This window comes from Halomonas sp. TA22 (assembly GCF_013009075.1).
GTDB lineage: Bacteria > Pseudomonadota > Gammaproteobacteria > Pseudomonadales > Halomonadaceae > TA22.
This window is the reverse complement of sequence record NZ_CP053108.1, coordinates 1,653,733-1,669,810: the sequence shown is the minus strand read 5'-3', so window position 1 is coordinate 1,669,810 and position 16,078 is coordinate 1,653,733. Positions and strand designations below refer to the sequence as shown.

Here is a 16,078-nt window from a genome sequence, read left to right as displayed (position 1 = left end):
TCCTGTCGTCTGTCCGCCAGCTTGCGCTTTCCGCTCGCCGCTCCAGGAGCGGATAGACCAGCAGCGCCACCACCAGGGGAACCAGGAAATAGAGGGCGCGGTAGCCGATCAGGGCGGCGAGTATCCCACTGGAGGCCACATGGTGCTGGGCGTGACCATCTGGTAACTGCTCTCGATGAGTTCCGTCAGGTGGGCGGGGATCTCCCGGTTGAGCCCGGCATCGCGGATGAACAGGTTGGCTTCCAGGTTCAGGGAGAGGCTGAGCGGGTCGAGATTGCTCGAGCCCACCGTCGACCATTGGTGATCGACTATCGCGATCTTGGCGTGCAACGGCCGCTCCTTGTACTCATGGATGCAAATGCCATCCTTGAGCAGGCAGCCGCGCCGGCGACTCAACCGCGTGCCGCGCGCAGGGCCGCCAAGTCGAATTTCTTCATGCCGAGGAACGCCTGGGTGAGACGATCCAGCGTTGCCGGGTTGGCGTCGCGCAGCATCTCCTCCAGCTCGGCCGGCACGATCTGCCAGGAGACGCCGTACTTGTCCTTGCACCAGCCGCACTGCTCGGCCTCCGGCACGGCGGAGAGCCGTTGCCAGTAGGCATCGATCTCGGCCTGGTCGCGGCAGGGCACGACGAAGGAGAGCGCCTCGTTGAAGCCGAAACCGTGCTCGAAAGCGCTGTCCATGGCGGCGAACCAGGTGTCGCCAAGGCGAAAGTTGGAGAACATCAGCGTGCCTTCCCGATCGGACGCTTGCCCCGCCGGGTAGCGCGCGACCTCCCCCGCCCGGGAGCCGGGAAAGACGGAACGGTAGAAGGCGCCGGCTTCCTCGGCCTTGCCGCAGACGCCTCCCGTGAACAGCAGCGATGGCACCAGTACCGGGTAGGGCTCCATTGCCGAAGGGCAATCCTGCGTGATCAGGATCAATTGCCAGGAGAGTCCGTAGCGGTCCTGCACCCAGCCGTAGTGCGGACTGAAGGGATATTCGTCCAGTGGCATCAATACCTGCCCGCCATCGGCCAGCGCCGCCCAAGTGGCATCCAGCCGCTTGCGTGCATCGGCGTCACGGGAAGGGACGAAGTGGACGATAAAAGAGAGACTGGGGTTGAAGGTAAAGAAAGGCCCCGCCGAAATCGCCTGAAAAGGCTGCCCGGCTAGGGTGAAGGAGACGACATCGACCTCCCCGGAGGGCGTGCCGCGTAGCGTCGAGACATGCTCGATGCGCGACTCGGGAAACAGCGAGCAGTAGAACGCCGCGGCTTCCCGGGCCTGGGTATCGAACCACAGATGTGGGGTAATGGGTTTGAGCATGACCTCACCTTTTCATGTTCGTCGTCCGCCATGGCACCCGCATGGTGGCATGAGCCATTCACCGTGACGTTGATGGCCTTGTCATGCCGGCTTGACGGCAGATGCCAGATGCCAGATGCCAGATGCCAGATGCCAGATGCCAGATGCCAGATGGATGATGTTGGACGGGCTGGATATCCAGAACGCCTCGACCCCTGCCGGCAGGGGCTCGATCTCGTCGCGGCGATGGCATCTCTTCTCCTTCAAGCATTCGGACGCTCGCTCGATATCGTCGGTCACGACTTCCAGCCAGATCTGTACGCCTTGCGGGCCATCGGCGAACTCGACCTGGGCCGTGCGATCGCCGAACGCGTATTCGATCCGTTCATGCGGCACGATCCGGGTATAGAGGCCGGCGAAGTCGAATCCCATGCTGCCGTCCTTGGCCAGCGGCGTGTTCTTGATCCTATAGCCCCAGGAACGGCTTGAATCCGCCCCAGATCATGCGCTTGCCCTCGAAGGGAGGATCCTGCTCGAACGCTTTGGACAAGCCGCTGCTCTTGAACTCCTCCATCACTTTGGCATTGATGGCGTCGCGCGCCTCGCGGGATTCGTAGACGATCCAGGAAAAGACCACGACCTCGTCATCCTTCACCTGGACAGCGCGCGGAAAGGAGGTCACCTCGCCGTAGGGGGTGTCGTCGGCTACACAGGAGACGTACTCCAGCGCGCCATGCTTCTTCCAGATCTCGCCCGCCTTGCTCTCAAGCGTCTTGTAGTCATCCAACCGGCCGTTGGGTACCGGGGTAATGAAGCCATCCACGTATGTCATGATGCATTCCTCCATAGCGCTTCCATTATCGAAAAGAGAAGTGCAAACTGCGCACTGAATCCCTTATAGGTTGATATCAACATATTTGCAAGATGACCGACACCACATTTTCTCCTAAGCACACCCTCGAGGTCGCCGGCAGTTGCCTATGCCTCCATGCCCAGCGGGCCGCGCGGGCGCTGGCGCGGCACTTCGACGATGCATTTCGACCGCTGGAGCTCACCAACGGCCAGTTCTCCCTGCTGATGTCGCTCAATCGTCCGGAGCCGCCGACGGTGCGCGAGACGGCGAGTTTTCTCGCCATGGACCGCACCACCCTGACTGCGCTGCTCAAACCACTGGAGCGGCGCGAACTGGTCATCGTCACGCCCGACGAGAAGGATCGGCGCAAGCGCCGCCTGCGCCTCACCCCGGCGGGCCACGCCCTGCTGCACGAGGCCTATCCCATCTGGCAGCGAGCGCATGCCGAACTGGAAACCCTGATCAGCGATGCGGAGGCGTTACGCATCGGCCTGAAGGCGCTGGTCGCGCATATCGATGAGGCTGTTTCGGCATGGTGAGCAGTAGCTCGGCCAGGATAGTGGTATCGATTCGCAAGGCACAGGCCAGGTAGGGCGACTCGGGACTGGCCTCGAGCACTTTGCCACTGATCGGCAGATCGACCGAGGCGATCAGATAGGATCGTGCAATCTTTGAAGAGTATCCGGCTATATGCCAGGCGCCATGCCTCCTCAGAGTGACGAAAACATACGGCTGCCTGCGAGCACGTCAGCCACTGGACATGGCGCGACCTGTCCCTGCATCGAGATCGATCTGGCCAAGATCGAGCACAACGCCCGCACGCTTGTCACCCGCCTGTCCGGTCGCGGTATCGATGTCACCGGGGTCACCAAGGCGACCCTGGGCTCGCCAGAGGTGGCAAAGGCCATGCTCGCGGGTGTTCACTCATGGCCTGGTGCTGATGGTGGAACTGGGCGACCTGCGCGAGGGCGTGCTGCCGGCCAACGTGCTCGACTTCGCCCGGCACATATCGCGGACCCCGCATGTCATGCTCGCCGGCCTGGGTACCAACCTGGCATGCCGTGCCGGGGTCGTGCCGAGTGTCGCCAACATGGGCGACCTCTCTGCGCTCGTGACTCTGCTCGAAAGCGAGCTGGGGCTGCATCTGGCGATCGTTTCCGGCGGCAATTCGGCCAACCTCGCCTGGGCTCTTGCAGCACCCGCTGGCCGTATCAACGATCTGCGGCTCGGCGAGTCGATCCTGCTGGGCTGCGACCCCCTCACACGAATACCGCTGAGCGGCCTGCACTCCGACGCCTTCACCCTGGTGGTACCCGTCATCGAGTCGCTGGCCAAGCCAACGGCACCACACGGGGCTATCGGCGAGGCCGCATTCGGTGTGCCGGCAGCGATCACCTGGTGCTGGAAACCCGGCACCGCCTGGCACCCGGCACCGAACTACGCTTCGGGCTCGATTACTCGGCGCTGCTGCGCGCAATGACATCTCCCTTCGTGGCGATCAGCAGCACAGCGACGGCGAAAGGCCTCAATCCACAGCGCCGAAGGCCAGAGTAGATATCGATGCCCTGTGCACACCGCCGCTCTACACGCCGAGACCGCGACAGGACTTGCGTGCCCTAACCAGCCACTGTCGTGAGAACTCTTCGGCAGACAGCGGCTTGGCGTAGTAGTAACCCTGCGCCTGCTGACAGCCAAGCTTCAGCAACGCGTTGGCCTGTTCACGCGTCTCGACTCCCTCGGCAATGCTCGCCAGCCCCAGGCTGCGCGCCATGGCGATAATCGTGGAGACGATGGCGTAGTCGTTTTCGTCTTCGAGCATATCGCGGACGAACGAGATATCGATCTTGATCTTGTCGGCGGCAAAGCGCTTCAAGTAGGCAAGTGACGAAAAGCCGGTACCGAAGTCGTCGATATGGAGCTCAAATCCCATGGCCTTGAGCGATTGCGTCATGGCGATGGCCTGCTCCGGATCGCTCATGAAGCCACTCTCGGTGAGCTCGAGCCCTAGCTGGCCGGGGGCAATGCGGTGACGTTCGCACGCATTCAGGAGCGTCTTGAACAGTTCGTCGTCATCGAACTGCTTCGAGGCAACGTTGATCGCAAGCTTGCCGGGTATGCTCAGTCCAGCGGCACGCCAGACGGCCAGCTGACGGCAGGTGGCATCGATCACCCAGCTACCCAACGGCTTTATCAGACCGCGCTCCTCGGCCAGTGGAATGAAGTCCGACGGGCTGACCTGGCCCAGCTCCGAGTCGTGCCAACGGCACAGTACCTCGGCTCCTACCAGCCGCTGCGTGGCAAGCTCGACCTGGGGCTGAAAATTCAGGCTGAGGGTGCCCTCGGCGACCGCCAGGGCCAGGCGTTTGGCCATCGATAGCCGTGAAGCCAGGGCATGTCCCATCTGCGCCTTGTAGAAACAGTACTTACCGCCCTGCTGCTTGGCCTCATACATGGCGATATCGGTGTGCTTGAGCAACTCGCGCGCTGTATCGGCATCGTCTGGGAAGAAGGCGATACCGATGCTGGCACTGATGTCGAAGACTTGCTGATCGATATGCAGAGGTGCATCGAGGGTCGCCAGCAAGCGCTCGGCAGCGTCTTGTGCCGTGGCTTCCTCGGCGGGATTGAGCATGACCACGAACTCGTCTCCCCCCAGGCGGGCAATGCACTCATTGTCGCCAAGCGATTGCTGGAAGCCCTTGGCCACCTGGTGCAGCACCTTGTCGCCGACATCGTGGCCCTGGGTGTCGTTGATGTCCTTGAAGCCATCGAGATCGACGAACAGCAACGCCAGCCGCGTCGGCTCGGTGTCGGCCAGGGCGCTCTCTAGACGTCGCATGAAATTGACACGATTGGGCAGCCCGGTGTTGGGATCACGGAAGGCCAGGTAGCGAATGTGTGCTTCATCCTGCTGACGCTCGAGCTCGGCGGCCACCCCGGCGGCAAAGATCTTGAGCACATTGGAAACCATGCCCACGCCCTGGAGTGGCTCGCGAAACATCACACCCAGCAGGCCGAACGGCTCACCGGCTGAGTTGTCCAGGCGCCGCCCGGCATAGCCCTGGACCCAGTGCAGCATGTCACGACCCTCTACCGGTAGCCGCTGGTGGGCATCCTGATGGACGATGCACTCGATCTCCTTCATCACATCTTCGCAGGGCGCACCGGGCAGGTAGTAGCTGAAGTTGGTCTGGTGCCGACCCTCCATGACGAGACTCAACGTATGAGCCCGCTGAGGATCGTCGGGGTCGAGCCGAGCGATGAACGCGAGGTCAGCATTCAGTGCCTCGGCCATGTTCATGGTCAGGTGATCGAGGAACTCTTCGCCACTGCGCGTCGAGACTCCCGAGGCGATATGCATCACTGCGCGCTGAATGCGTTGCTGCTCGAGACGGGTACGCAGGATATCGATGCCGAAGGCCAGGTCATCGGCGAGATGCATGAGCAGTTGCAACTCGTCGCTGCGTACGGGATAGCCCTTGTGGTGATACAGCGTAAGAATGCCGAAGGTGCGCTCTCCCTGCTTGAGCGGCAGGCAGATGATCCCATGATAGCCTTGGCTTAGCGTCATACTGCCCCACGAGACACAGGCGGGATCGCTGGTCAGATCGCTGATGACCGTGGGCTTGCCACTGCGCACCGTCCTGCCTCCCGGCCCGCGTCCATTGGCCTGATGCTCCGACCAGCTCAGCTGTAGCCTGGCAAGAAACCCCTCCTCGAAACCGGAGCAGGCCTGAGGCACGATGCTGCGCGACTCGTCCTGCTGAGCATAGCCGACCCAGGCCATGCGATAGCCGCCAATCTTTACTGCCAGATGACAGACCTCCTCAAGCAACTGCTGCTCGTTGTCGGCACTGATCAGCGCCTCGTTGCAACTTTTCAGCAATTTGAGCGCACGACGGATAGTGAATAACTGCTCACGATTGAGGGCTTCAGCCTCCTGGCGTGCCAGTTCGGCTCCGATACGGACGGCCGTGATACGCAGGATTTCCTCGATATGGGAGACGGTATCGATGGCACCCTCATCCATCGCCGCGATCCATCCCAGCGCTCTCCCATCGGGCGTGGCTATCGGCATGCCGATATAGGTCTCGACCTCTAGCCCGGCAAGCGTGGTGTCGTCAGGAAACTGCTGACAGACATCGGAAAAGTAGTATGGCTCATGGCCGGTCAACTGTTCGCCGGGCGTCCCCGCAAGCGGGTAAACGAAATTCTCGATCAGCCGACCCCTTGACCACATGGCCAGTGTACGGGCATGGGCACCATCGGGTTCGAAACGTGCCAGCATCACGTGCCTGACCGAAAGAATCGTCGCCAGAGACTCGGCCAGACGATCGTAGAAGTCATCATCCATGACAACGGAGAGACTATCAGCCAGGTGGCGGTAGATCTCTTGAGACGTGGCTGGATGATACAAGGGGTGAGCTCCATCGAAGGCATTTGAGAACACATTGACTGACCGGCCATTATGTCATGTTGGTCGGGACGGCGATAACTTAAGCATGGCAGGACTTGGGGAACGGAGAATTCAGAATTCCTGGAGATCGTCCTGTCGTCAGGCGCACAAAAACACCCGTGACCTGCACGGGTGCTCGATCATCTTGCCTGATGACTACCGAAACATGACGAGTTGAATATTAGGCGGATCGTACGTACCCGTTCCAGCCTTGGCCGGTGCCCAGATGCGTTGCCACCCCCACCACATCGGGGCGGTGTTGGGACGGATTTGCCCTGCCCTGCTGCGTGCCCAGATGAGTCGCCACCATCCGTTGCGGCGCTGCCTGCCTTGCCGCTGCCAGCGCCTCGCCTTGGCCTGCCGTGCGGTAGTTGGCACGGTGGCGTTGGGCCTGCTGGCTCGCCTTGCGCTGGGACATGAACAGCCACCCAAGCCCGACTCCAGTCACCAGGAACGGTAGCGGGTGCTGGCGTATCTCCTGGCCAAGATTGGAGAAGAATTCATTGATACCATTGTGATGGCCATAGTGATAGGCCCTTTGCTTGACCCGCCTCGGCGAGAGCCGGTCTTCAAGCGCATGCATGGTGTCGTTCAGGTGGGCACGCGACTGCTTGATCTCGGCTTCGATCTGTTCCGGGCTGCGTTTGCTCTGGCTCATGTCATTGCCTCCTTGGCCTCATCTGCACTCTGCTGGATGAACTCCTTCCTGCTGCTTTTCGGTCTATTTCATACCCACTCAATCGTACCAACCTAGGACTTTGGAGCTTACCTATCCTCTTTAGGCTGGCTACCGTTTCGTCAGGCGTCAAGTCGTGGCTCGGCTGCCCTTCACCATCGCGAGGATGATCTACACTTAGGCAAGGCTCTTACCCGGGGCCGTCCTGGCTACCGGATAGCCAGCTGAAAGGAGTCGCAGCCCAGCACGACAATAAGGAGATTGATCATGATGTCTCAAGCGTTTCTGAAGCGGATCGGGATTCTCGGCATATCGGTCGGCCTGGCAGTCAGCCCCTTCGCATTTTCGCAGGAGGAGAATACCGAAGAGGAGTACGAGCCTGCTGCCGGTCAGATGGAGAGTGACGATGCCGATATGGAGCTGGATACTGAAGCTGCTGAAAATGGAGACGACGCCGAAGACTATCCCGGCGCTGGCGAGGAGGAAATCTCGGCCGATACCGACGAAGCCGGTGCAGCGGGTATTGAGGGCGCCGAAGGGACTCAAAGCGGGGATGAGCCCAATAACCAATGACAAAGGGGAATTCACTCCAGACTGACACGACAAAGGCCCGCAGCCGCGGGCCTTTGTCGTGTCTTGTCCCTTCTTCGATCAACTCTGGAGCTGCGGGGCGTCGTAATCGAGCGGCTCATCGCTATAGACGCAGACATTGGCATCTTCGATGTCTCCGTCCGACGATTCGAGCTGGGAGGCGAAGAAGTCACGAATCTCGCTGCGCTGACAGTGTGCTTCGAAGGCGCCGCGATTGGCCCATATTTCGTGAAACACGATGGGATAACTGCGGCCTTGGGCTAACGGATTGTCGATATGACGCGTCACGGTGTAGAGCAGGCAGCCATCCTCGCGATGGGCATTGGGCTCTAGACTCTGTAGTGCCTTGAACAGTGCCTCCTCCCTGCCGGGCTTGGGCTTGAAGCTCGCTGTGCAGTAGATCTTCCGGGACATGACGCTTCCTATCGAGTGATTGAAGTACCGACGATACCATCACCCTTGTTCTGTCTCACCTCGCTTTGGCAATGCGATAACGCCAGCCATCCAAGCCCGATGCCCGTTACCAAGAATGGTACGGGGTTCTCCTTGATCGTCTTGCCGAGGCTGGCAAAGAACTCATTTGCTCCACCATTGCGGAAGTGATGATAGGCAGAGTCCATGATCTTGGCTGGCGATAACCTGTTTTCCAATTCAGTCAAGGTGTTGTCGAGCTTGGCACGCGTTTCATGGATCTCGGTCTCTATCTCATCGGGACTGCGTCTGCCATTGTTATCACTCATCACTCTCTCCTTGGCCTGCTGCCTAACGGACAACTCCTTGTCAGTTCTAACATTGGCCAACGCTCATTAGGCGTCAAGTTATTTGCACAGTCATGGCCGATGCACTTTCTGGCATGACGCTTGCTTGTCTATAAACATTGATGCTTGGCAATACCTACCGTGGCGCGACGCGAGCCGTCTATCATGCTTGGGAGCACTCATTGCGAGAAGGAGATGCAGATGGCTGAGCTAGCGAGCGAATTTCTGAATGACGAGGCAGCAAAGCTGATTGCGCTACGAAGACGGCTGCACAGGAACCCGGAAGAGGGGTTTACCGAGTACTGGACGACCTTTCAGATATACGAGGAGTTGAAGCACCTGCCGTTCGATTTTCACTTCGGCAAAGAGGTTCTGATCAGTGACGCACGCATGGGCGTCCCGCCCGACGAGCTCCTGCAAGAGAATGAAGCACGCGCACTCGAGCAGGGGGTGCCGGAGGATTTCCTGGCACCGATGCGGGGCGGCCATACCGGACTCATCGCCCAACTGGATACCCACCGGGAGGGTCCCCACTTCGCCTTCCGTTTCGATATCGACGCGCTCCCAATAATCGAAAGCCAACAGGAGTCGCACCTCCCTTACCGGGAAGGATTCTCTTCCACCCGAAAGGGCGTCATGCACTCCTGCGGCCATGATGGTCACGCCACGATCGGGGTCGGCCTGGCTCGCTATCTGGCAGCGCACCGGGAGCGCTTGAAGGGCACCTACACGATCATCTTTCAACCTGCCGAAGAGGGGGGGCGAGGCGCCAAGGCGATCGTCGAGAAGGGCTGGCTGGATTCGGTCGACTACTTCATGAGCGGCCACCTAGGCATTGTCGATGCCGAGGAGGGGGTCATCGGCGCCACCAGCCATGGCTTTCTGGCGAGCTCGAAACTGAATGTCGAATACCACGGCAAGTCGGCCCACTCGGGCCTTGAGCCCAACGAAGGGAAGAATGCCTTGCTGGCGGCAGCTTCCGCCACGCTGCATCTGCATGGCATCGCACGTCACAAGGGCGGCGCGACCCGCGTCAATGTAGGCAAGCTGGAAGCGGGTACCGGCCGCAACATCATTGCGGACCATGCCAGGATGCTGATCGAAACACGTGGGCAGACCACGGCGCTCGATGACTACATGCAGCAGGAAGCAAAACGCATGCTTCAGGCCAGTGCGGACCTGCATGACGTGAAGGTCGATATCCAGTTCGTCGGACGCGCCATCGAGGCGACCTCCGATGAGATCTGGAATGACATCGTCAAGGCGGCCACTGCACGGGCGAGCCGCGTCAAGGATGTCAGGACCTACTTGCCGCTGGGCGCCTCCGAGGATGTGACCTACATGATGAGGCGCGTTCAGGAGCAGGGCGGGGTTGCCACTTTCATGATCTTTGCAAGTCCGCTGCCGGCCGGGCACCACCACCCCCAATTCGATATCTCGGAAGCGTCGATTCTTGCCGGTATCGAAACGATCATAAGCACGGTCGATTACTTGAACGAAGGTAACGAAAGCCGGTCGTGATGGATAAATAAATCAAGCCACTACCTGAAACTACCTGAAAAGGAACGTAAGCATGGCACAACAACAAGAAATGTCGGGCTGGTTAGGGTTTATCGAGAAATGGGGCAATCGCCTCCCTGATCCATTCTTCATCTTCGTCTATCTCGCCCTGATCGTCATGCTGCTCTCCTGGGGTATCAGCCTGGTAGGCACGACCGTCGTTCACCCGGGCACGGGCGAGGAGCTGGCGATCAGGAGCCTGATCTCCGGGGAAGGAATTCAGTACATCCTGGGCAATACCCTGAGCAATTTTACCGGCTTTGCCCCCCTTGGCCTGGTGCTGTCGATGATGCTGGGCATTGGCCTGGCGGACAAGGTGGGACTGATGGAGGCGGTGATCAAGAAGTCGATCCTAAACGCGCCCAGGTCATTGATCACCTATGCGGTCATCTTCATCGGCATCATGGGCAATATCGCCTCGGATGCCGCCTTCGTTCTGGTACCGCCGCTGGCGGCCATGGTCTTCTATACCGTGGGGCGCCACCCGTTGGCGGGGTTGGCAGCGGGGTTCGCCGGCACTGGAGCAGGCTTCACGGCAAATATTCTGATTGCCGGCACCGATGCGCTCCTGTCGGGCATCTCCACGGAAGCCGCCCGCGCCATCGACGACACCATTGTCGTCACCCCAGTCGCCAACTGGTATTTCATGTCACTGTCTGTCTTCGTGTTGGCCTTCCTAGGCGCTCAGATCACCGAGCGACTCATCGAGCCAAAACTTGGAAGCTACAAGGGGGAGCTGAAAAACAGCTTCGAGCCGGTCTCGGCAATCGAGAATCGAGGGCTTCGCAATGCAGGCATCGCCGCGCTGGTCTTCAGCGGCCTGGTCGTCCTCATCCTGTTCTGGCCGGGCTCGGCGCTCCGAAACGAGGATGGCGGCATCATCCCCTCGCCGTTTCTGAGCGGTATCGTACCGGTCATTCTTTTGTTCTTCATCATCGTGGGCGTCGCCTACGGCAAGACCGTCGGCACCATCGAGAAGTCGAAGGACATACCGGCATTCATGGGCTTGGCGATGAAGGACATGTCGGCTTATATCGTGCTGATCTTCGCGGCTGCGCAGTTCATCAATTACTTCAACTGGAGCAACCTGGGCATCTGGGTGGCGGTCAACAGCGCCGAGTTCCTGATCAATATCAACATGACAGGACTCCCCGTCATCATTGGTTTTACGCTGTTGGCGGCCCTTCTGAACCTGCTGATCTTCAGCGGCTCGGCGCAGTGGGCATTGATGGCGCCGATCTTCGTGCCGATGTTCATGCTGCTGGATTACGACCCCGCCTTCATCCAGCTGGCGTATCGCATCGCAGACTCCTCGACCAACATCATCACTCCACTCAACCCTTACATCCTGATCGTGCTGGCCTTCATGCGCGAGTACAACAAGGAGGCCGGCATCGGCACGCTGATCTCGCTGATGCTGCCCTACACGCTCATCTTCCTGTCCGCCTGGATCGGGCTGCTGGTGTTGTTCGCGGTGCTGGGCTTGCCGATCGGACCAGGTGCGGGGATCTATCTATGAGACAAAGCGGGCCATCAGGCTGAGCTCGCAACGCAGGGAGCCCCTAGCGATGCCGGGACATCGCTAGGGACATGGTCATGTCATTGCTTTCCCGATGACGAAGGATGCTCGTTACGTCGCAAGCTCAGATAGAGCCCCATGCACATCAGTAGCAGGATGAAGGCGAAGGGCAACCCGGAGATGGTGGCCACCGACTGCAGGGCCTCGAGTCCCCCCGCCATCAGCAATATGCCGGCCACCAGCCCCTCCATGGTTGCCCAGAAGATGCGCGTGATCTTGGGCGGGTCCTGATCGCCACCGGAACTGATGATGTCGATGATCAACGAGCCGGAGTCCGACGAGGTGACGAAGAAGATCGCCACGGCGGCAATCATCAAGGTCATGCTGGCCAGTACCATCCACTCCGGCACCTGGAAGTTCTCAAGGAAGACGAAGTACCCCAGCGCCGGATCCTCATCGACGGCATCGATCAGGGCGGTGCCCTCATAGAGTTCGCTGAACAGCGCCGAGCCGCCCATCACCGTCAGCCACAGCATGGAGACGAGGGTCGGCACCAGCAGCACACCAAGCAGGTACTCGCGCAGCGTGCGCCCCTTGGAGACACGCGCGATGAACATGCCGACGAAGGGCGACCAGGAGATCCACCAGGCGAAGTAGAAGAGGGTCCACTCGTTTTGCCAGTTCTCCTCCTCCGGCGGCTTGAAGGCTTCCGTATAGGTGCCCAAGCTAAAAATCTGTTGAAGATAGACCCCGGCGCTCTCCAGCAGGGCATGAAACAGGAACTGGGTTGGCCCGACGATGGCGACATAGAGCAGCAGCAAGGCACCGATGATCAGTGCCAGCTTGGAGAGCCGCTGGATCCCCTTGGCCAGGCCCGAGAGGACCGAGAGCATGGCCACCCCGGTAATCGCGGCGATCAACCCAAGCTGGACCCCTATGTTATCGGGAAGACCATAGGCATGCTCGAGGCCGGTGTTCATCTGTCTTACCCCAAGCCCCAGCGATACGGCCACACCAATCAGGGTACCGATGGCCGCCATCGCGTCGATGCCGTTGCCGATGACGCCCTTGACGCGATCCCCAAGCAGCGGCACGAACGCCGAGCGCACAGTCAGCGGCAGCCCACGGTTGTAGCAGAAGTAGCCCAGGGCAAGGCCCACCAGCCCGTACATCGACCAACCGTGCAATCCCCAATGGAAAAAACTGTGCGCCAGTGCATCTCGGGCGGCCTGCTCGGTTTCGGCCTCGCCAAAGGGCGGCTCGCCGAAGAACGAGATGGGCTCGGCCACGCCATAGAAGAGCAGCCCTACCCCGGTGCCTGCCGCGAAGAGCATCGAGTACCAACCCCAGTTGGAGAATTCCGGACGCTCGTCCTCACCCCCCAGGCGGATACTGCCGAAGCGACTGAAGATCAGATAGAGCGCCAGGACAAGAAAGGCATTCATCGCCAGCAGGTAGAACCAGCCGAGGTTGTTGGCGATGGCATCCTGCACGAAGCTTGCGCCTGCCTCCAACTCGTCGGGATAGAGCGTACCAAATGCAACCAGTAACAGAATCACGAAGGCTGCGGGTAGGAAAACGGCTCGCTGAACCGGAACCCCAAACAGGTTGTGTGTCTTGGAACTGCCGTAGCGGTCCTCGTCCGAGGGTGTGGGCATATCCGTTGCCTCCAGTCTACGCCAATGGCGGGTGTCCTCACTTGACTCTATGGAACGCAACCAGGCGCGGCAAGTTTTATCCGGACAGGGTGACTTTCGACATCCAGTCTATGCAGTACTGGTGATGGGCTCATGGGTGGCCTAGCTTTATCAGGCATACCCAGCGTTCGAGTGAGGCTGCCGCGGCACCGGACAACAATCCAGATAACGATCCAGACGACAGGGACAGCCATGAGTGATCAACCGCATCGAGGATTCGCTGGCTGGGCGCTCCTTGCCCTCGCTAGCATACTGGCACTACTCAGCCTGCCCATGATTGTGGGCGGCGGTTATCTCGTCTATTTGGGCGGCTCGCCCTATTTCATTCTCGCCGGCATCGCCATCCTGGTGTCTGCGGTACTGGTATTTCGCACCGCCCCCGTGGGGGTCTGGCTCTACGTAGCCACCGTGGTGGCGACCTTCGCCTGGTCGCTGTGGGAGATAGCCGGCAAAGGTTGGATGCCGGTATGGCAGGTGGACCTGCTGGCACGGACAGGCCTGCTGCTGGGCCTGATGATCGTGGCGCTGTTGTTGCTACCGGCACTCTATCGGCGTGCCGGCGCCTTGCCACCTGCAGTCTCGCGCTATCTGGGCATCATCGTGCTGGCCGGGCTCGCCGTGGGCATGGCGATGCTGCTGATGGATGCGCATGTCGAGGTAGGCGGCACTCATTCGACGGTCGCCGACGCCGGTGACGCCGAGACGCCTGACTCCACCGACTGGATCGCCTACGGTGGCAGCAACCTGGCCCAGCGCTTCTCCATTGCCAACCAGATCACCCCGCACAACGTCTCGCGGCTGGAGAAGTCCTGGGAGTTCAATACCGGCGACGAGCCGCCCAGCGAAGACGCCCCGTATGCCTTTCAGAACACTCCCTTGAAGATCGGCGACTCGCTTTACGTCTGCTCGCAGAGCAATCAAGTCTTCGCCCTGGACCCCACCACCGGTGAACAGCAGTGGCACTTCGATCCGCAGGTCGACGAGGATGCCCTGGAGCATGTGTTCTCGACCACCTGTCGCTCGGTGGCCTACTTCGAGACCGCCGAACCGGTGGAACAGTGCCCGCGACGCATTCTGCTGGGCACCTTGGATGGGCGTCTGATGGCGCTGGACGCCAGCGACGGCAGCCTGTGTACCGACTTCGGCGAGGAGGGGACGGTGGATCTCTACGATCGCATGGACCCCCAGGCGCCCGGGCTGCTCTCCAACACCTCCGGGCCAATGGTGGTCAATGGCGTGGTGGTAGTCGGCCATCAGGTCACCGACAATCAGCGCCGCGATGCCCCTTCCGGTGCCGTGCGTGCCTTTGACGCGATCACCGGTGAGTGGCAGTGGACCTGGGACGCGGTATGGACGACGCCCGGAGAACAGCCCCCCGAGGGGGAGGTCTATCCGCGCGGCACGCCCAACGTATGGGCCGCCATATCGGCCGACGATGAGCTGGGGCTGGTCTATCTGCCCACCGGCAACCCCACCAACGATCAATACGGCGGGGATCGCAGCCCCGAGGAGGATGAGTTCACCGCCACGCTGGTCGCCGTCGAGGCCGATACCGGCGAAGTGGCCTGGAAATTCACTACGGTGATCCACGACCTGTGGGATTACGACCTGGGCGCCCAGCCGGCACTGGTCGACTTCCCCACCCCGGAGGGGCCCCGTGCGGCCGTGGTACAAGCCACCAAATATGGTCAGGTATTCGTGTTCGACCGCGCTACCGGCGAGCCCCTGCTGCCCCTGGAGGAGCGACCGGTGCCCCAGGGCACCATCGAAGGCGACTGGACCTCGGAGGTTCAGCGCTTCTCGCCGCAAATGCCCGACTTCGGTTCGATTCCCGGGCAGGCGGTGGAGGAGTTCAGCGGTGCGCATACCTGGGGCACCACGCCCATCGATCACCTCTACTGCCGCATCCAGTTCGAACGCATGCGCTACGAGGGTATGTTCACGCCGCCAACGCTGGATCATCCCGGCGGCATGCTCCAGTTCCCCGGAATCCTGGGCGGCATCAACTGGGGCAGCGCCGCCTTCGATGGCGAACGCAACCTGATGATCGTCAACAATAACCGCATGCCGTCACGAGTGGTGCTCTACCCGCGCGAAGAGGCCGAGGCGATGGACAACATCGCACCGATTGGCGAGGAGGATGCCAGTTATATCGATCAGCAAGCGCAGCCGATGCTCGGCGCCCCCGTGGCAGCGATGCGCAGCGCCTGGCTCTCGCCGCTGGACATGCCCTGCGCTGCGCCGCCCTGGAGTTTCATCAGCGCCACTGACCTGAGCAGCGGTGAAGTCATCTGGTCCAGGCCGCTAGGCACCAGCTTTGACCAAGGGCCGCTGGGTATCCCGTCACGCCTCAAGATGACGGTGGGCGCGCCTACCAGCGGTGGCCCCGTGGCAACCCAGGGCGGACTCACCTTCATCAGCGCCTCCATGGACAACTATATCCGCGGCTTCGACAGCGCCACCGGCGAGATGCTGTGGGAGGATCGCCTGCCTGCCGGCGGCCAGACGATCCCGCTGACCTACATGCACGAAGGCCGCCAGTACGTGGTCATCGCTGCAGGCGGCGCCTACCAGGCCGATACCACCCTCGGCGATAGCGTGATCGCCTATGCCTTGCCGGAGGAGTGATCCTGTGCTCGCCAGGCCTAACACAGGCGGGGCACCAGGCCCCGCTTTCCATTT

The 16,078-nt window shown here is 60.8% G+C and carries 16 protein-coding genes and 1 pseudogene; 6 read left to right on the top strand and 11 right to left on the bottom strand.

Annotated elements, in window-relative coordinates:
• Positions 1–108: 108 nt before the first annotated feature.
• The 4 genes from HJD22_RS17795 to HJD22_RS07800 form a co-directional block, all read right to left on the bottom strand.
• A complete protein-coding gene (locus HJD22_RS17795; protein WP_367947604.1) occupies positions 109–396 on the bottom strand; it encodes a phospholipase D-like domain-containing protein in 288 nt (95 codons plus the stop codon).
• The gene (locus tag HJD22_RS07810) at positions 393–1,307 is read right to left on the bottom strand and encodes a VOC family protein (protein WP_208656068.1); all 915 of its coding nucleotides are present in this window, start codon (positions 1,305–1,307) and stop codon (positions 393–395) included. Before HJD22_RS07810 ends, HJD22_RS17795 begins: the two co-directional genes overlap by 4 nt.
• Positions 1,308–1,388: 81 nt before the next feature.
• The gene (locus HJD22_RS17685; protein ID WP_217267824.1) at positions 1,389–1,718 is read right to left on the bottom strand and encodes a hypothetical protein; all 330 of its coding nucleotides are present in this window, start codon (positions 1,716–1,718) and stop codon (positions 1,389–1,391) included.
• 34 nt (positions 1,719–1,752) lie between these two features.
• Entirely contained in the window at positions 1,753–2,118 is a 366-nt protein-coding gene (locus tag HJD22_RS07800; protein ID WP_208656067.1) for a DUF1428 domain-containing protein, read from the bottom strand.
• Positions 2,119–2,210: 92 nt separating this feature from the next.
• Between HJD22_RS07800 and HJD22_RS07795 the strand changes: the two genes are divergently transcribed.
• Complete coding sequence (locus tag HJD22_RS07795) at positions 2,211–2,678, top strand: MarR family winged helix-turn-helix transcriptional regulator (RefSeq protein ID WP_208656066.1); 468 nt, start codon at positions 2,211–2,213, stop codon at positions 2,676–2,678.
• A 28-nt stretch (positions 2,679–2,706) separates the two neighbouring features.
• Here HJD22_RS07795 and HJD22_RS18085 read toward each other — a convergent pair.
• A pseudogene (locus HJD22_RS18085) lies at positions 2,707–2,757 on the bottom strand (hypothetical protein); the annotation flags it as partial.
• Positions 2,758–2,886: 129 nt separating this feature from the next.
• Positions 2,887–3,063, bottom strand: a complete 177-nt coding sequence (locus tag HJD22_RS17790; protein WP_248730159.1) for a hypothetical protein — start codon at positions 3,061–3,063, stop codon at positions 2,887–2,889.
• On the opposite strand from HJD22_RS17790, the gene HJD22_RS07785 reads away from it, so the two are divergent.
• Positions 3,056–3,619: an alanine racemase gene (locus HJD22_RS07785; protein ID WP_248730158.1), complete on the top strand. Its 564-nt coding sequence runs from the start codon at positions 3,056–3,058 to the stop codon at positions 3,617–3,619. The genes HJD22_RS17790 and HJD22_RS07785 overlap by 8 nt on opposite strands.
• A 102-nt stretch (positions 3,620–3,721) precedes the next feature.
• Here HJD22_RS07785 and HJD22_RS07780 read toward each other — a convergent pair whose 3' ends face one another.
• Positions 3,722–6,556, bottom strand: coding sequence for an EAL domain-containing protein (locus HJD22_RS07780; protein WP_208656065.1), 2,835 nt, complete (start codon positions 6,554–6,556; stop codon positions 3,722–3,724).
• A gap of 220 nt (positions 6,557–6,776) precedes the next feature.
• Entirely contained in the window at positions 6,777–7,253 is a 477-nt protein-coding gene (locus HJD22_RS07775; protein WP_208656064.1) for a DUF3618 domain-containing protein, read from the bottom strand.
• A gap of 285 nt (positions 7,254–7,538) precedes the next feature.
• On the opposite strand from HJD22_RS07775, the gene HJD22_RS07770 reads away from it, so the two are divergent.
• The gene (locus tag HJD22_RS07770; protein ID WP_208656063.1) at positions 7,539–7,844 is read left to right on the top strand and encodes a hypothetical protein; all 306 of its coding nucleotides are present in this window, start codon (positions 7,539–7,541) and stop codon (positions 7,842–7,844) included.
• A gap of 78 nt (positions 7,845–7,922) precedes the next feature.
• Here the strand turns inward: HJD22_RS07770 and HJD22_RS07765 are convergent, their stop codons facing one another.
• Positions 7,923–8,276, bottom strand: coding sequence for a putative quinol monooxygenase (locus HJD22_RS07765; RefSeq protein ID WP_208656062.1), 354 nt, complete (start codon positions 8,274–8,276; stop codon positions 7,923–7,925).
• 8 nt (positions 8,277–8,284) lie between these two features.
• Positions 8,285–8,602, bottom strand: coding sequence for a DUF3618 domain-containing protein (locus tag HJD22_RS07760; protein WP_208656061.1), 318 nt, complete (start codon positions 8,600–8,602; stop codon positions 8,285–8,287).
• Between the two features lie 219 nt (positions 8,603–8,821).
• Between HJD22_RS07760 and HJD22_RS07755 the strand changes: the two genes are divergently transcribed.
• Complete coding sequence (locus HJD22_RS07755) at positions 8,822–10,141, top strand: amidohydrolase (RefSeq protein ID WP_208656060.1); 1,320 nt, start codon at positions 8,822–8,824, stop codon at positions 10,139–10,141.
• A gap of 52 nt (positions 10,142–10,193) precedes the next feature.
• Positions 10,194–11,699 carry an AbgT family transporter gene (locus HJD22_RS07750; protein WP_208656059.1) on the top strand — a complete coding sequence of 502 codons (1,506 nt, stop codon included), beginning with the start codon at positions 10,194–10,196 and terminating at the stop codon, positions 11,697–11,699.
• Between the two features lie 80 nt (positions 11,700–11,779).
• Here HJD22_RS07750 and HJD22_RS07745 read toward each other — a convergent pair whose 3' ends face one another.
• A complete protein-coding gene (locus HJD22_RS07745) occupies positions 11,780–13,357 on the bottom strand; it encodes a BCCT family transporter (protein ID WP_208656058.1) in 1,578 nt (525 codons plus the stop codon).
• A 231-nt stretch (positions 13,358–13,588) separates the two neighbouring features.
• Between HJD22_RS07745 and HJD22_RS07740 the strand changes: the two genes are divergently transcribed.
• The gene (locus HJD22_RS07740; RefSeq protein WP_208656057.1) at positions 13,589–16,024 is read left to right on the top strand and encodes a membrane-bound PQQ-dependent dehydrogenase, glucose/quinate/shikimate family; all 2,436 of its coding nucleotides are present in this window, start codon (positions 13,589–13,591) and stop codon (positions 16,022–16,024) included.
• The last annotated feature ends 54 nt before the right edge of the window (positions 16,025–16,078 follow it).

What these genes read in the sequence shown, in the direction of transcription:
- HJD22_RS07795 (WP_208656066.1), top strand. Translation starts at nt 2,211, where the DNA reads ATGACCGACACCACATTTTCTCCTAAGCACACCCTCGAGGTCGCCGGC.
- HJD22_RS07770 (WP_208656063.1), top strand. Translation starts at nt 7,539, where the DNA reads ATGATGTCTCAAGCGTTTCTGAAGCGGATCGGGATTCTCGGCATATCG.
- HJD22_RS07810 (WP_208656068.1), bottom strand. Translation starts at nt 1,307, where the DNA reads ATGCTCAAACCCATTACCCCACATCTGTGGTTCGATACCCAGGCCCGG.
- HJD22_RS07755 (WP_208656060.1), top strand. Translation starts at nt 8,822, where the DNA reads ATGGCTGAGCTAGCGAGCGAATTTCTGAATGACGAGGCAGCAAAGCTG.
- HJD22_RS07765 (WP_208656062.1), bottom strand. Translation starts at nt 8,276, where the DNA reads ATGTCCCGGAAGATCTACTGCACAGCGAGCTTCAAGCCCAAGCCCGGC.
- HJD22_RS07745 (WP_208656058.1), bottom strand. Translation starts at nt 13,357, where the DNA reads ATGCCCACACCCTCGGACGAGGACCGCTACGGCAGTTCCAAGACACAC.
- HJD22_RS07775 (WP_208656064.1), bottom strand. Translation starts at nt 7,253, where the DNA reads ATGAGCCAGAGCAAACGCAGCCCGGAACAGATCGAAGCCGAGATCAAG.
- HJD22_RS07740 (WP_208656057.1), top strand. Translation starts at nt 13,589, where the DNA reads ATGAGTGATCAACCGCATCGAGGATTCGCTGGCTGGGCGCTCCTTGCC.
- HJD22_RS07800 (WP_208656067.1), bottom strand. Translation starts at nt 2,118, where the DNA reads ATGACATACGTGGATGGCTTCATTACCCCGGTACCCAACGGCCGGTTG.
- HJD22_RS07760 (WP_208656061.1), bottom strand. Translation starts at nt 8,602, where the DNA reads ATGAGTGATAACAATGGCAGACGCAGTCCCGATGAGATAGAGACCGAG.
- HJD22_RS07750 (WP_208656059.1), top strand. Translation starts at nt 10,194, where the DNA reads ATGGCACAACAACAAGAAATGTCGGGCTGGTTAGGGTTTATCGAGAAA.
- HJD22_RS17685 (WP_217267824.1), bottom strand. Translation starts at nt 1,718, where the DNA reads ATGGGATTCGACTTCGCCGGCCTCTATACCCGGATCGTGCCGCATGAA.